This is a genomic window from bacterium (assembly GCA_023382385.1).
In the GTDB taxonomy this organism is placed as follows: domain Bacteria; phylum Electryoneota; class RPQS01; order RPQS01; family RPQS01; genus JABWCQ01.
On record JAHDVH010000002.1, the window covers coordinates 238,154 to 253,436 of the forward strand.

Sequence of the window (15,283 nt, forward strand, 5' to 3'; positions counted from 1 at the left end):
GCGCTTCACACTTGCTACTTCACGGCGGTCACTTGAAAGTAGAAGCGCTCATACGGAATTTGATCGAAGGGCACGAACAGCGCGGTATCTTTGACGGTCGAGAACAGATGTTCGGGCGCAAAGACATGAGTCTGGTCGCCGGACATATAGACTTTGTACGATGAGGCACCGGCAGACGCGTTCCACGTCAACTGCACACCGGTTTCAGAAGGAGTGAGCGAGAGATTCTTGGGCGGTTCGGGCGCGTCTTGTTTGCCTTCAATCCTGATGTCATCGACGGCCGCCTCCACGAGTGACGGCGGCGCGTAGTCTTCCGCGATGAATTGCAGAACCATCTGGTCGGTGGATTCGATGAAGTCTTTCAACTTCAATTCGACGCGTTGCCAACCGTTCGTGCTGACGGAAGTCTGAATGAGATTCGTCCATGTCTCTCCGCCGTCATTGGAAATCTGCACACGGAAGAAGTCTCCGCCCTTCTGCGGCCCGCGATCGTTCGAGTATGCGTAGGCAAAAGAGAGTTTCGCGTCCGAGAGATTGTCGAGACGAAAGACTGGTGACCGCAACGTCGTCTTGCCGCCATCCACGTCATGCGCTCCGGCCGGTTCGTTGGGGAACGCTCCGTTTCCCGTGACAAAGCAGAAGCTGCCATAGGCGGTGGCATCTTCGCCGACCTGCACGACGGAACCGTTCTCTTTGGACGGCACAGGAATCGCGCGGGTCCAGACACCGGCCGTCGCGTCGTCGCCGACGACACCCAGAATGAAACCGCGATCCACTTCCGCGTCGTCGGCAATCCCGAGTTCAAGCTGCACCGTCACAGAGCGCTCTTCGCGCTGCCGGACGGTAATCGAATCGGGTGCGACATAGTCGATGAAGCCGAATCGCGCAACGTACAGCGCGAACGATTGGCCTTCGGGAATCTGGTTGAACCGGAATTTTCCTTCGGCGTTAGTCGTCGCGATGTAACTGCCTGAGCTTGAGACCAGGAATACCCGCGAGCCGGGAATTGATCTTCCCCCGTAGCGGATAGTGCCGGACACGGTTCCAGTCCTGCTTGAAGACGCTGCCAGATCGACCGCCGCCGCCACATCCAGCAATCCGAAACCAAACTCGTTATCTTCTCCGGTAACACCCAAGTCACGCGCTGAAAGCTGCAGAGCAATTTTCGCAGCGGACGGTGTCATGTCGGGATTCACCTGTCTCATCAGTGCGCACGTCCCCGCGACATATCCCGCCGCACACAGACTTCCACTCGCCCTCACAAAACCGTCCCGTCCTGCGCTGCGGACATCCACTCCCGGCGCAGACAGATCGGGCTTGGTGCTCTTGCGATCACACGGCGAGGGACCTCTGCTGCTGCGCGGATCCAATGCCGGAACGCCGGTTGTATTGACATTTCCGATTGCGAAAAAAGTCTGTGATTCACTTGGTCGCGCGGCCGGAAGATGGATGGAACCGCGTCCCAAGTCTCCGTGATCGCCCGCAGCCCAAATCAGAATAGTGCCAAGCTGTTCTGTATTCACAAAGCTCCCCCACGCGGCCTCCGGCAGAGCGGAAGTGCAGGAATCGCCGACCTCCCATGCCTGAACGATTACATCAGGAACGTTCGCGAAGTCTCCCTTGAGAGCAGTTTGCAGAGCGTGGATGACATCCGACACGCGCGATTCTTTACCACAAGCCAGCGGAAACAGCCGCCATTGCGCTTCGGGAGCCACACCAACCGTATCACCTTTGTCCCGATCAACACCTATTGCACAACCGAGCAGAATTGAAGCGGCATCGCCACAGTAAGCGGGCATCAATACGGTATCCATGCCGACGGAGCGATTCTTCCAGACCGAATGCCCCGAATCGACGGGCGCACCAATCACACCAACCATCGAACCTGCACCCGTCGTCCCTTTTTCCCACGCCTGCGGTGCGCCGATTTGTTTGAGAGCCTCATCCGTTGCCAGCAGTTTCGTTTCAGACCGGGAAGCGGATAGCGGCTCAATCGGCAGCACGATCTCATCCAGCCCGACCTCACTCACTGTCTCGAAGTTCGCAATCAGCTCCGCTCCGGCTTTGGTTGCCCTGACCCGGAACATGTTCGAGAGCCAGAGCGGCTTCACCTCATCAATCATTCCGTTGCGTTCGAGAATCTGCAGCGACGACTGCACGGTCTGAAACGCCTGTCTGGCAGCCGCCTCGAGGGTGTCTTTCAGCGCCAAATGTTGGTCCGCAAAGCTGACTTGCCGCCCCCTGAACCAGCGATCCCGCACTCCATTGAGGTCAACTTGCGGTGAAAGAGCCACTAAGACCGGCAACTTCTCCTGCTCCCCGACTTGGGCATACGCATCGGCCAAACCCGAAGTCAGCATACCGGCGTGGGTCAGCGTCGCACCTGCCAACAGGGCGACAAAGGCGGCAATCAGGAGTTTTTGCCAACGCATAAATCTAAAGGGTTGTTATCGTTTTGGTTCGAGTCGAAACTAATTTGAGAATATACAAAAACCTGCAGCCTCAAGCAACCGCAGGTCAAATGAATTTCAAGTTACCCGGAGTGCCTAAAGATTGCACATCGATTCACTATGAATTGGAAATGCCAGAGTAATCTTCGTGCCGATGTTCAGGGCGGATTCCAGCTTCAGCTCGGCTCCATGAATGTCCGCGATATTCTTCACAATGCTCATGCCCAGTCCCGTCCCGCGCTCACCCTTGGTCGAGTAGTAAGGCTCGAATATCTTGGCTTGATGCTCCGGGGCAATGCCTTCTCCGGTATCGGCGATACTGACTTCGACGCGCTCCATGTTCCGGTGAGCAGAAATAGTCAACCTGCCTCTTTCGACAGACTCCATGGCGTGCACAGAATTGATAATCATGTTGATGAACGCCGATTCAAGCCCGTGCGGATCACCAAACACCCACAGGTCTTCCTCCAAATCGAGCACTAACGAAAAGTCACTATCCGCGTCGTTTTTGCGGTAACCGCGCAAACTTCCCGTTGTGGTTTCAAGCATATCCACAACTGAAGTCAGCAGTTGCTTCATGTCCAACACGCGAAAGTCCGGATCAGCCGGTTTGGTCAAGTGCCGCAGATTGTGCGCGATCTTCTCGATGCGTTCAGTCAAAGCGCCGATGGTTTCGAGGTCCCGTTTCATCGGTTCGCTGAGATTGAGTCCTTCCCGCTCCAGTCGCATGGTCAGCAATTCGATTCGACCTTTTACGGGTTGCAGACTGTTGTTAATCTCATGCGCGATGCCACCCGCAAGCTGATTGACAGTAGAGCGTTTTTCGGCTTCGACAACCTGACTTTCGAGACGTTTCTGCGCCGTCACATCTTCGAGGTTCAATCCTGCACGCTCGCGACCGTCATGGGACCGCTGTAATTTGAAGAAAGAATAGGCCAGCGACCGATCTCCCAATTTGAGGGAATGCCGCCCCGTTTCACCGGTTTGGCGGAACTGTTCATGCGCCTTTCGCAGTTTGGCGATGGCCAACGGGTCGCAACCTGCTTTGTCGAGAGAGGAGCCGATGCGCAGACCGCCGCCCAGCAATTCGACGGCTTGTGGATTTGCGAAGTCCACCATTCCGTCGCGGTCAAGCACCAGCACTCCGTGCGGCATACTCTGCAGAATCGTTCCCAGATACTCCTGCAGATCCTTGTAGCGCGCCTTCGTGTCTTTTTCGCCTTCATACAACCGCGCATTTTCCAGCGCGATGGCCGAGAGACGTACGAACGTCTCGAACAGCACGAGGCTGGATTGGTCGAACACTCCGGCGAGCTTGGTCGTGTCAACGTAGGCGACGCCCAATAGTTTGCCCTTCGAGATCAACGGTGCTCCCATCAGGGAACGCACCTGCATCTTTGCGATCGACTGCTGACGTCCCAGATCGGAGGCACCGATCACGTCGTTGATCAGGATCGGCTGCCGAGCTTCCATTACGCGGCGAATAATCGTCTGTGATGCCGCAGACTCCGCGTCATCGATGTCTTCATCCATATTACGAGCGACCGTAAACCGCCACTCGCCGTTGGTTCCGACAAGGACGAGAAATCCTCGCTCGGCACCAGTCAACTCGATCGCCGCCGACATGGCGCGGTCCAGAATTGTCTCGGGCGTCATATCGTGGTTGATGTCTTCGATCAGCGCCGAGAGCTTGGCAAGGCTTTCGACCATGCCGTCTTCGTGCAAGACCGAGCCAGCCGCAGGACTGGATTCAGGTGCCAAATCGTTCAAATCGTCAAAGTAATCCAGTGCCATCATTAATCATCCTTTTTCATCGCTGTACGCAAGGCCACTACTTCCTCCTTGAAACGGAGGATCTGCGGTGCTTTCAGATAAGCATCCTGTTGCTCTTCGGGTAACTTCGCCGCGATGGACTTCAGGATGCTGATAGCTTTGCCGAACTCTTCAAGCGCGCGTTTGAGTTGTCCCTCGGCGGCATGCTGCCTCGCCAGACCCCAATGGAATCGCCAGGCCAAATATGGATAGACAGAGACCTTTCGCAAAGCGACCTGTTTGTCGCTTCCTTCGAGCTTTTCTCCCGCGTAGAAGACCGCAATCATCTGTGTGCGCGCGGCCGAGTAGGGATCCCATTTGATTTCCGCGACTTTTCGGGCGGCTTCAAGCCGTGAGCGCACGTCCTCATCGTGACCAAATTCCGCTGCGATCCTGCAATGCGTCAAATGCAGATTGATCAGTGCCAACGGGTCGGCTTCGTTCGCCATGAGCAGTTGTGCGCGTTCGACCGCCTCAATCGCCTTGTCATGCTCGCCGCGCCGCGCGAAGAGACTCGCGAGTCCTTCCCACGCCTGACCTTCACTCTTGCGCGTTCCGAGGGAAGAAGACAAGCGCTGAGCTTCGGTTAAGACATTTTCGGCATCTTCCAGAGCTTCCAGCGTGGAGAGCAGCTTGCCCATGTAAATCATGGGTTCAAGCTGCGATTCTTGATCCCCGATGGCCTCCGCCAGCTTGACAGCTTCTTTCAAGTAGGCCTGCGCGCGCGTATAATCTGCACGATGATAGGCAAGTTCACCGAGATTGCTTAATGTCTCAACCTGTTCGCGCGTGTTCTCCAGCTTGCGAAATAGCGCGAGCGACTTCAGATAGTATTCTTCCGCTTCGCGCAGCGCGCCGGTTTCCAGCGCGTCCACACCGAGATTGTTGTAGATTCCCGCCAAGCGGTGCACGTCATCAATTTCTTTTGAAATCTCGGCACAACGTTCCCACAGAGATCTCGCGCGCAACCGATCCCCGGATTGCGCGGCAAGCACTCCGAGATTGTTATACATGTTCGCAACACCCCTTTTGTCGCCAAGTCCTTCCAGAACTTCGAGACAACGATGCCAGTAGGTTCGCGCAACGTCCGAGTCGCCGCGATAGAAGGCCAACGCGCCGACGGTATTGAGCAGCAGAGCAAATCCGGCATCATTGGAGTTCGGTTTCACTCTGACTAATCCCTCTTCCGCAAGCTCGCGCGCCTGTTCCCCTTCGCCGCGTTTGAAATGAATCCACGCCAGCGTCCCATAGACCGGACCTGCCGCATCGCGGCACGCTTCGCCGACGAGCGGACGACAGTTTCTGAGAATGCTCTCCGCGCGATCCGATTCTCCAAGCTTCTCGAGCAGAGCGGCATAACGTGACAGATAGATCAGGTTTTCCGGAGTAGGCGGAGCATTCCCCTGATCGACGAGTCCGCCAAGCAACTCCACTGACTTGGTCAAGTCTCCTTCGATGTATTCGAGTCTCGACCACGAAATGAGCACGATGTTTCGATGGGATGCCGGAACCAAGGCCCTGCTTTCCTCAAGCAGCTTGCGCACCCACGCCGTCCTTCCTCGCAGGAGGGCGGTTTCCAACAACTCTCCGGCCCGTTCGGGTGGTATTCTGAAAGCGCCGGAGAGAAAGTCGTGGAATAGCAGTGCTTCAAGCTTGCTCTCTTCATCGGCATCTTCTGCGGACGACCACAGCCGATAAAGCATCGCGTGAGCAGCACGACGCTCTTTTGTCGATAATTTCGCATGCAGCAGTAGCTTGATCGCGTCCCGACAGATATTTAGTCCTTGAGGCGATTCGTGAATCCACCCCATGTCGGCGATGTTTCGAATCAAGACGTCGGGGAATACTGCAGGCTCCGAACTAAACAGCCCGATCGCCACGCTCTGCGGCACGGGACGCAGAGAACAGGCGAGCGTATTCAGGAAAGTCCGCGCACATTCCGGCAATTCGCGCAAGGCGTCGCGCACCAGTTCCTCAATATGGCGGTGCACCGGAAGCGACCACCTTCCCGGCAGGAGTTCCCATCCGAACAGGCCGATACGAAGCCGCTCAGACTTCACCAACTCATCCAACGCCGCCTCCAATGCCGAGGGATATCCCAATGTGTGTCCCAGCATTTTTCTGACGAAGTCGGGCGGAAAACTATTGTCCGGGAATGTCGATTTAACAAACTCGGTGACACCAGTTTCGTCAAGCGGGTGCAGGGATATCTGTCTCCAGCGTGCAAACGGCTCCGGCACGCCCTGCGAAAAAGCACCGGCGATTATCCAAACACAGTCGCAACACTCCGGCGCGGCCTGCAACTCTGAGATCCTGTCAAAGGGCAACGCTTCGGCATCGGGAATCAAGAGAACATCCCCGCATTGACTCTTCGGAGGAAGCTCCCGCAATTGCGTCACCACGCGAGTCTTGAAGCCCGCTAATGTGAGCTCCACGGCAAATTCCTTGAGCATGCGTGTCCTGCCTAACCCGGCGCGCGCGCGGATCAGCAGGTTTGCAGGTCGCACCCCGTTCTTCAGTGAATCACGCACCTCGGCAAGCACTTGTCTTGCTTCAACGTTCGTAACCGACCCCGAAGAGGAGATGTAGGAACGGCGCGTTTCGGGAGACTCATAATCGAAGTTCGTGCCGTCACGCTCGTTGAGCAGGGCGATAGTATGCCGCGCCGAAGGTGGCCGCTCCGCAGGATTAGGCTGAATGAGACTGAGAATCACGTCCGCCAACCCGACTGGAAGGTCGGGGCGGAAGCGCAAGGGATGTGGAATCTCCCGCTTGGTCCGCAATTTTGCTCCGGCAAGCGCATCATCGTCGGTGAAGGGCATTCGTCCGACGGCAAGGCGATACATCAAGACGCCGAGGGCATAGAGATCGGTCGCCACAGTTGCTTGGCCTGTGGAAAACAGCTCGGGTGCCATGTAGTCTAACGTGCCGCCTGTTTCGCAGATCGTGTCCGAACCGTTCATCCTGGACGCCAAACCGAAATCCACCAGCTTCAACAGGGTGAATTCCCCCTGGGGATTCAGTCTGGCCAGAACATTGTCCGGCTTGATGTCGCGGTGCAGCAGTCCGCGGCTGTGCAGAAAGGCCAAGGCGCGGCATAGGCAGACCAGCGCGGAGCGCAGTTGCTCGGGAGTCCAAACCGGAGTGATTTGGCTGAGCGGCTTGCCATCCACAAATTCAGAGGTGAAGTAGTAGCCATTCTTGATGCCAGTCAATGCTCCGAAGTCAAAGACCGACGGAATGTGCGGGTGTACGACACCGCGCATGGTTCTGAACTCCGCGCGGAAGTTCTCGAGTGCCACTTCATCTTCGACGTTGCGCAGCAGCTTGAGCGCAAGAATCTGATTACTGCGCCGCGTGTCGACAACGAGATACACGACTCCCATCCCGCCTGACCCGATGGTCCGCAGTACTTGATATCTTGCATCAATGAAGGAGGAGTCGTGCATTGTCAACTTGTTGGGTTGGCGATCACTACCAGACCGATAAAGCGTGGAAAATCCGCAACCGAATCAAACAATCGGGTTCACGCGGATTCACAGAAAACAAAAACCCGGCCAGAATTGACCGGGCAGGTTTGATGGTGAAATTGACTAACTATCCACACGTTGGGTAATCACATAGCGGCTGAAGTGGTTTGTCTGGACGACCAGTTCGTTCCGGCCGCCGCGCCATTGGTACTGCACCTCTTCAACGGTACCGTCATCGTGCACGTAGAGCGGCACCAGATTGTCGTAATTGTAGTCGGAGGGCAAATTGAGCGCTCGGATATCCCACACGATGTTCAAGTAACCATTGAAGTGTGTGGGGTGGGGGTAGAAATCTGCAACTCCGATACAGCGAGCCGGAGAAACGATTTGCAGCACCATTTCATTCGGTAGTGTTCCCGGGAGCCACTCAAGGCGGACGATGCCCTGCAAATTCAGGCTTCCGCCCTGATGCGGTCTGGCAAATCGTTCAGCGAGCATACTGTCACAGTTATCGTCGAGCGAAGTTACGGCATAATTAAGAGCGCGCAGGCCTTGATTCTCAATTGCAGCGATGGTCTCTTCGATCGGAGCGTAGAAGTTGTTTCCCGCGTTCTCAATCGTTGGGTTGCTTGCGGTCGGAGAACTCAAGTCGGAGCAGCTTACCGCGAACACAAGAACTACCAATAGGGTAGCCAGCTTTAGTGTGTATGTACGTTTCTTCATTTGACTCTTTCACTTGCGAGTTTTACTGAATCGGGTTGATGAATCGCAACGTGTATGCCAACTATGTTAAGTGTGTTTGACTTCAGAAAACAGCAATTTGGAATACTGACACTCGCGACGGCTGGTTCATATCAGCACATGCATCATGAATTCGGTACAATGTGGTTTCGAGCGGGTGAAACGAACCAATCGCTCCAGTAGCCCGAGCATAAGCACTAAGCAGAACTCCCGCACAGCTTGCTCAAGGCTGTGCGGGAGTTGTCGAGGATGCACATGCAGCGTGCGGAGGTGACAATCAGACTTTCGAAAAGCTCTTCTGTTAGACCTTCCCGGGCGGCAGCCGGAAGACCACCGCCCGGGAAACCACGGAACCAACCAAGAGTCAGGCGAAGGTAACTTGATGATAATTTGACCGTCGTAAAGAGGGGCAGTCTCCGCAAAGTCAGCACCTGTGATTGGGGGGATTGCGCCACTTCCATGTTGATGTAGGGCAACCCATGTGCCAAGTATAGTAGATGTAGCGAGGAATTCTTTCTATTTGTTTTTTAGTGTCTTGTGCGCGCCTTTTTGAAGGACTGTGCTTAGCAGAAATTTGCAAACGTAGTGAAATGAGCAACTCCATAGTTCTTAACAACCGCCGTGGCTCAAATGACATACTTCCGGGGCAAGACTTTCCATTTCCAAGCAAACGTTGTATCTTGTCGACACACGAACCCTGAACGGAGGAATGATGAGATACATACTAATTAGTCTTGCCCTGCTCGCAGCGGCTCTTGCTTGGGCGACCGAACCCCAACCTTCGGTCAAGTCTGCCGGCGAGTTGGCATGGGAAGCGATTCCCAACACAATTCCGGATGATCAACAAGTCCAAACTGCTCGACAGTTCTTGGACCAATATCCTGATGATATTCCATTGCTGCGCAGCGTGCAGAACGTCCTGAATCGGAAGTCCGACCTGACGCTTGACTTCTGGAAAGAACGCATGGACGCAAACCCGACATCGGCGAACCGCTATCTATATGCGCGCAAAAGCGGAGATCCGCAGATCATGAGGGAGCAGGCGCGGCTCATGATGCGGCGCGACAAAGGTAACTTTTGGGGTTACTATCTTGCCGCAGTGGCGGAGTTAAGTAAGGACAAGCCCGACTTGAAAGTGGTGACCGACTATTTCGAAAAGGCCATTGCCAAAGACCCCTCTCGTCCAGAGGGATGGGGCTATGCAGCACAGGCTTACGAGGAGCTGAAAGACTGGGACAACGCCTTGCGGATGTATGAGGCGGCGATGGTCGTCGACCCAAGCGACAAACACCCCAAGATGGCTATTCTGGGAATATATGCTCAGCAGAAGGACGCGGACAAGTATTTCGCGCTTGTGGCGGAGCTGCTTCCCAAGGAGCCGCCGCTTGACATTAGTCTCGAACGATACAACTCGGATGTCTTATTGACCACCAATGACCTCAAGACCGACTACACAGTCTTAGAGGTGTTCGCATACTGGTGCGGGCCGTGCGTGCGGGTCGCGTTGCCGGAAATGAATAAGCTCGCCGAAGCCGGCGCTCTTCCCTTCCCCTTCTATCCAGTGCATGCGGAAGGCAAGAACGAAGGCGGCCTTGCCTTAATGGATTCCAATGACGTCACGGGTCGGGAGTGGCATCTGAACTTTGTTTTCGGTGACCAACAGTTGAACGAACGGCTTTCGGTGGTGGCCTATCCTTCATTCTATGTGATTGACAATGAGGCACGACCGGTGGCCATTCTGGTCGGGCATTCCGAAAGCACGATTGACATCCTCGAATGGCTGATTATTGAAGCAAAGAAGCGCACGTAAGCGGCGCATCGCTTTGCAGAAAAGCCCGCTTATAAGAGCGGGCTTTCTCGTGGTGGGGTTGCTGGAAACTATCTGAGCAAGACGAGCTTGGTCACGGCGTTGTCGCGAGCGGTGCTAAGGTGCACAAAGTAAACCCCACTGGCAATGCCGCTCATGTCAACGGAAACTTGATGATGCCCCGCCGCGTATACGGACTCCGGCAGCGTGGATACTACTCTCCCTAAGATGTCGAACACTCCCAGCTTTACGCGTGACGCACGTTCGAGCGAAAATGTGAGCAGGGTGGTGCCATTGAAGGGATTGGGATGTGCGGCGAGACTCAAGAGAGTAGGAGCCGCTTCGACCTGCTCAGATGCTGAGGCGACGGAATCCGCATGCCATGGAACAAACTGAACGACGCCTGTCAGTGTATCGCCTAACCCTGAGGGATTCAGCGTCTCGTGAAACGGCCCCGACGTGTGCCCCCAATAGTTGAAACGCGCATCCGTGGACGCGGATCCATCCAGCGCATAACCGCATGAGGCGAAGTGATTGTCCCGCAAAAGTGCAGGAGTTTCCTGCCACCAGTTTCCGGAAACTATCGAGGGAAGACCGTTCAGGCTGTCCCTCTCGAAACGATTATAGACGATCCGCACGGGCGAAGTCACCGAGGTGGAAATGTCGTCCACCGCAAAAACCCCTGAGCACTCAACAAAGGAATTGCCGTAAATCAACGCGCCATGTTGTAAGTCGCCCGGAGTTACCAGCCCGACAACTCCCTGTGCGGCAAGACCTGTATCGAGTCCCCGGCAGCGAACGAAGGTATTGCCCGCAATCCGTACAGAGTCACCTTCGCTCGAGGACACGTAGAGCGTATGATAGCCGTAGTTACAGTCAGTAAATGCATTACCTTCAAACTGAATGACTCCGTCGCTTAAATAGACGACTTCCCGCGAAGGCAACGTCGTGACCGGACCGAAAACGCAATTGCTAATGGAGTGTGGCCCAAACGTGCAGGTGAGCAGCGTACGCCGACCGGTAGACGAGAAAGTGCAGGAGTCGATAGATGAACAGACCGAGGACACTACCGGTGTTTCGCTGTCCCCGACACCGTGGAACAGGCAGTGCCGAGCGGACAGGCAGTTGCCCGCTCGCATTGATACACAACGCCCGCTCAATCCGCGGAATTCACAATCCTTCAGCTCAATCAGCGCTTCGAGACTGTCCGGCACGTGCCGGAAGCCGTCGACCATCTCGGCAAAAACGCAGTTCACGATTCTGACGCTATCCGCCCAACCTCGAACACCATGCCTGCCGCTATTGCGGATCTCAAAGTTCTCTATTCGTGCGGATGCAAAGTATGGTATTGAGAGGGCTGCCATCGTGTCTGCGGCCTCAAGACTGGACGGATCGAGTGTCGGTCTCAAGACTTCACCGGAGTCACTCAGTAGCTCTCCAATCAACGCAAAGGCTAACGGCGGTGCGACTACGATTTCTTCGTATGTCCCGAATGACACAAACAGCGTGTCTCCGTGACCAAGGCTATCCAGACCTGCCTGAATGGTCGGAGCATCGGCGGGAACCGAGATGACTCGCCCATCAACCGTACCTGTCGGCACGAGCAACAATGCCGACAACGTCACGAGTGCAGCTATGGACAACTTGCGATTCCGCTGACAATATTGCCGTAAGCCTTGCAAGATAGCTCCTCGCAGTACGCCTCGACATCAACTTCACTGCACGCGCGAAGTTGGACTCTAATTTCGTAGCTCCCCGGGGAAAGCTGCAGTTGGCAGACTTTGCAGCACGTTTCGGAGCAAACAGCACTGTTGGTGCAGTCCGCAACATAGCTTCCGGCCGACGTGTAGATTGCGACACACGATGCACAGTGTTCGCAGTTCGATTCGCCGCAATCAGTCCACGCTTTGATTGTGTACGTCCCGAAGCAAACGACCGTGAAGGAGGTAGAGGCAAACCCGCTTGCATAGTCACAAGTCAAAGTACCCGCGCACGTTTCGTCTTTCGTGCCAGCGGCAAGATGGCAGCCAGGGTCATCCGCCTGTGCGAGCACAATCGAACTGAAAGCGAACATCGCCCATACAAACCAAATCAGATTCCTCATAACAGCCCCCTATCTCAATGGAACCCTGCACCTCGCCTCAAAGACACGGCTCAATGGATATCAAAAGAAAGTGAAATTGTCAAGGGGAAGATAGCGGTCAGCAGATATTGCACCGCAATGCCTTGAATACACTTCAGTTCGTGGATGAAAAAAAATCAGGCGGCATATCTGCCGCCCGATTTGTGTCTTCTTGCTGGCAAGCTACTTGGTCACCGTCACCGTCTGCGGGTAGATGGTCACCCAGCTCGTGATAATTGAGATCACCACATCGTCAATTCCCATCTGCGTCTTGATGTCGTAGTTCTGAGCACCGCCCGCCAGTGCCTGCGAATCAACTTCCGTCAGCGGAACCAGACCCCACAGGATGAACCACTGTTTTTTCTTTTTGGCGACTCCCGAGGACGCACCGCTGCCCACCTGATGATTGAATGTGTAGCAGCCGCTAAGCGCCGCACAGAGGATCGCAATCATCGCGAATCTCACAAGCTTCTTCATAAACGAGCCTTTCTTTGTTGATGCGGGTTTCGGACTTCCGTCTATCTGCTTCAAGGATAGAGTTTGCGAATTGATCCGAGCGACGATTCAACAGCACGAGCTTCGTCGGCCCACATCGCGCGCGGTACGGTGTAATCCAAGCTCACCGGTTCGTCGGCATGCAGGATAATTTTCAAATGCACCAGCGACTCGCTGATGCCCATGATCTGCAGCGCCTCCACCCCGCCGAGCGACAGCCACGCCTCTGAGAACTGCGCTTCCGCTCGCTGCGAGCGATAAACTCGTGCGACTTCACCCGCCCACGGGATAAAGTTCGCGCCGAGATCCACTGCTTTGGAAAATGTGCTGACAAGCAATAACGGGCCGCCACCTTCGCGCCGAAAGGCCGAGACAGGTGCAAGCCCCAGCTCACTGGTATCCCGCGCTGCGACGCTGATCAGCGTCTCGAACATCTCTCCCTCCAACGGCACCCATCCCTTTGGTACCCGGAATGCGATTCCGCCTGCCCGCGCAGAGTCTCCAAGCTTCGTGGTGTCTACCGTAAACTCAAGCTCCTCCCACACGCCTTCCCTCTTCTCAACTTTCTTGCCGGTGGAACAGGAAGAAATGAGCACAATCAGCGCGATAAAGAGCATGACGTGTTTCATGCAGCGAAGATAATACAAATCCGTAAGACCCGCAAGGGAAAACGAGAAACGGGGCAAGTCTCTCGACTTGCCCCGCATCATCAACAAAGCCTTCGCGGGTCTTGGACCCCGCGATGACTCACGCTTACTTCAGGAGCACCATCTTCTTCTGAGCCGTGAACGAACCTGCCGTCAAACGATACAGGTAGACACCTGACGTCAGATTGCCGCCGTCGAAGTTCACCGTGTACGAACCAGCACTCAACGTGCCGTTCACCAGCGTTGCTACTTCCTGACCAGCGATGTTGTAAATCGACAAGGTCACGTTCGCGGATTCCATCAAGTCAAAGCGAATCGACGTCTCGGGGTTGAACGGGTTCGGATAGTTCTGATACAACGCAAACTCCGACACCACACTGCCGCCCGAACGCGGCGTCGCGGACGCCGTCGCCAGCACTTCGCGCTCGCCGGAAATCGTCACGCTCGCCAGTTCATACACGTAGGTTACGCCGCTGGTGACATTGGCATCGAAGTAGGAGTAGCTTGAGCCGATAGCGCTGTTGGCTGCGGATACTTGCTCAACCAACACACCATTACGTGAGAGTTCGAAGCGATCCAGTTCGGATTCGGAAGAGGTCCGCCAGGCCACGGTGATGCCATGCGCACCGGCCGTCGCCGTAAACGATGCCAATTCCACAGGCAGGAAGCTGTCGCCCGGGATATCCAGAACTTCACACACTTCACAGCGGTCGCCGCTGATCAGCACCAGAATCTGCGAGGCAGAACCCGGGCACGGCTCGAGCTTCAACGGCCAGATGCCGTCGGAGCAGACCTGCAAACGCACATCCGAATACGAATCGCTGACCGGCTGGCTGATGCAGACATGCACCTGACCGAGGGCATCGGTGAATTCGCCGGTCGTGCTGAGCGCGCCGATATTGTTCAACTCTGCAAGATCAACCCAAACGCCGGAAACAGACGTATTACCAACGCTCAGCGCGTAGGCGCCGCGCACCAAAGTAATCGTCGCGCAAATCGTCGCCGTGCCGCCTTCAATCACCACAGGATCCGTGGCGATGAGGAACTGGTCGCCGCAATTCACAACGTTCTTGGCAACACCCGTCGGATTCAAGCTCGGATCGTAGCCCAACGCGTCCAACACAACCAAATTGGCCGGACTGTTGTTCAACGGGTCGTTGTTGAACACGGTGTTGACATACGGATAGACCGGAGCGTCGCCCACATTGGGATAGCCGCGTCCATCGTTAATGTTTACGTACGGAATGCCGTTATTCGGGCCGCCGCTACGGTCGGTCGAGAGCTTCCAAATCGAAAGCTGCTTGATCCGGTCGGTCTGAGCGTCCACCGCGTCGTACGTGGAGAAGATCCACGCGACAGCGGGAATCACAGCGGGGTAGGTATTGTCGACCACACACGGATCGATCTGAACACAATACGGATGGAGGTTCAGCGTGTGGTTCAAGTCTGTGCAGTAGGTGTAGAACGTATCCGGCAGGCTGGCGCAGTTCGTGGTTGTGAAGCACATCGAAGACAAGCGGAAATTAGTGCTTCCCCCGGGGAACAGCGTAATGCTGGCGTGCGGGCCGTACACGTAGCTCTGGAAATCCACAATGCACTGGTCGTCCAAAGCGATGACCGGACCGCGTTCTTCATCAGCCACGATCGGCGCGTTCACCTCAAGCGAAGCAAGGGCCGCCGTTGCCATCAAGAGAACTACGAAAACTCGGATCATTTTCATCATTTGATTCCTTTTGCAG

10 protein-coding genes are annotated in these 15,283 nt (G+C 55.5%); 1 reads left to right on the forward strand and 9 read right to left on the reverse strand.

What is annotated here, in order from left to right; genetic code table 11:
- Window positions 1–14 precede the first annotated feature (14 nt).
- The 4 genes from KJZ99_05280 to KJZ99_05295 all read right to left on the reverse strand — a co-directional run bounded on the left by KJZ99_05280 (window position 15) and on the right by KJZ99_05295 (window position 8,455).
- Entirely contained in the window at window positions 15–2,432 is a 2,418-nt protein-coding gene (locus KJZ99_05280; GenBank protein MCL4305305.1) for a S8 family serine peptidase, read from the reverse strand.
- Between the two features lie 114 nt (window positions 2,433–2,546).
- Entirely contained in the window at window positions 2,547–4,247 is a 1,701-nt protein-coding gene (locus tag KJZ99_05285) for a GAF domain-containing protein (GenBank protein ID MCL4305306.1), read from the reverse strand.
- On the reverse strand, window positions 4,247–7,711 hold the full coding sequence (locus tag KJZ99_05290; protein MCL4305307.1) for a serine/threonine-protein kinase: 3,465 nt from the start codon (window positions 7,709–7,711) through the stop codon (window positions 4,247–4,249). The genes KJZ99_05285 and KJZ99_05290 overlap by 1 nt, the downstream gene beginning before the upstream one ends.
- Window positions 7,712–7,855: 144 nt before the next feature.
- Entirely contained in the window at window positions 7,856–8,455 is a 600-nt protein-coding gene (locus KJZ99_05295) for a hypothetical protein (protein MCL4305308.1), read from the reverse strand.
- 730 nt (window positions 8,456–9,185) lie between these two features.
- Between KJZ99_05295 and KJZ99_05300 the strand changes: the two genes are divergently transcribed.
- Complete coding sequence (locus tag KJZ99_05300; protein MCL4305309.1) at window positions 9,186–10,283, forward strand: hypothetical protein; 1,098 nt, start codon at window positions 9,186–9,188, stop codon at window positions 10,281–10,283.
- A 68-nt stretch (window positions 10,284–10,351) separates the two neighbouring features.
- On the opposite strand, the gene KJZ99_05305 is transcribed toward KJZ99_05300, so the two are convergent.
- From KJZ99_05305 to KJZ99_05325, 5 genes are all read right to left on the reverse strand, one after another.
- Window positions 10,352–11,923 carry a T9SS type A sorting domain-containing protein gene (locus KJZ99_05305; protein MCL4305310.1) on the reverse strand — a complete coding sequence of 524 codons (1,572 nt, stop codon included), beginning with the start codon at window positions 11,921–11,923 and terminating at the stop codon, window positions 10,352–10,354.
- A complete protein-coding gene (locus KJZ99_05310; protein MCL4305311.1) occupies window positions 11,914–12,384 on the reverse strand; it encodes a hypothetical protein in 471 nt (156 codons plus the stop codon). The genes KJZ99_05305 and KJZ99_05310 overlap by 10 nt, the downstream gene beginning before the upstream one ends.
- Before the next feature lie 201 nt (window positions 12,385–12,585).
- Window positions 12,586–12,879: a hypothetical protein gene (locus KJZ99_05315; GenBank protein ID MCL4305312.1), complete on the reverse strand. Its 294-nt coding sequence runs from the start codon at window positions 12,877–12,879 to the stop codon at window positions 12,586–12,588.
- 50 nt (window positions 12,880–12,929) lie between these two features.
- Entirely contained in the window at window positions 12,930–13,526 is a 597-nt protein-coding gene (locus tag KJZ99_05320; protein ID MCL4305313.1) for a hypothetical protein, read from the reverse strand.
- Between the two features lie 124 nt (window positions 13,527–13,650).
- Window positions 13,651–15,267 carry a T9SS type A sorting domain-containing protein gene (locus tag KJZ99_05325; protein ID MCL4305314.1) on the reverse strand — a complete coding sequence of 539 codons (1,617 nt, stop codon included), beginning with the start codon at window positions 15,265–15,267 and terminating at the stop codon, window positions 13,651–13,653.
- Window positions 15,268–15,283: the final 16 nt, after the last annotated feature.

Coding starts and splice junctions, on each gene's coding strand:
- KJZ99_05280 (MCL4305305.1), bottom strand. CDS start 2,432: ATGCGTTGGCAAAAACTCCTGATTGCCGCCTTTGTCGCCCTGTTGGCA.
- KJZ99_05285 (MCL4305306.1), bottom strand. CDS start 4,247: ATGATGGCACTGGATTACTTTGACGATTTGAACGATTTGGCACCTGAA.
- KJZ99_05290 (MCL4305307.1), bottom strand. CDS start 7,711: ATGCACGACTCCTCCTTCATTGATGCAAGATATCAAGTACTGCGGACC.
- KJZ99_05295 (MCL4305308.1), bottom strand. CDS start 8,455: ATGAAGAAACGTACATACACACTAAAGCTGGCTACCCTATTGGTAGTT.
- KJZ99_05300 (MCL4305309.1), top strand. CDS start 9,186: ATGAGATACATACTAATTAGTCTTGCCCTGCTCGCAGCGGCTCTTGCT.
- KJZ99_05310 (MCL4305311.1), bottom strand. CDS start 12,384: ATGAGGAATCTGATTTGGTTTGTATGGGCGATGTTCGCTTTCAGTTCG.
- KJZ99_05315 (MCL4305312.1), bottom strand. CDS start 12,879: ATGAAGAAGCTTGTGAGATTCGCGATGATTGCGATCCTCTGTGCGGCG.
- KJZ99_05320 (MCL4305313.1), bottom strand. CDS start 13,526: ATGAAACACGTCATGCTCTTTATCGCGCTGATTGTGCTCATTTCTTCC.
- KJZ99_05325 (MCL4305314.1), bottom strand. CDS start 15,267: ATGATGAAAATGATCCGAGTTTTCGTAGTTCTCTTGATGGCAACGGCG.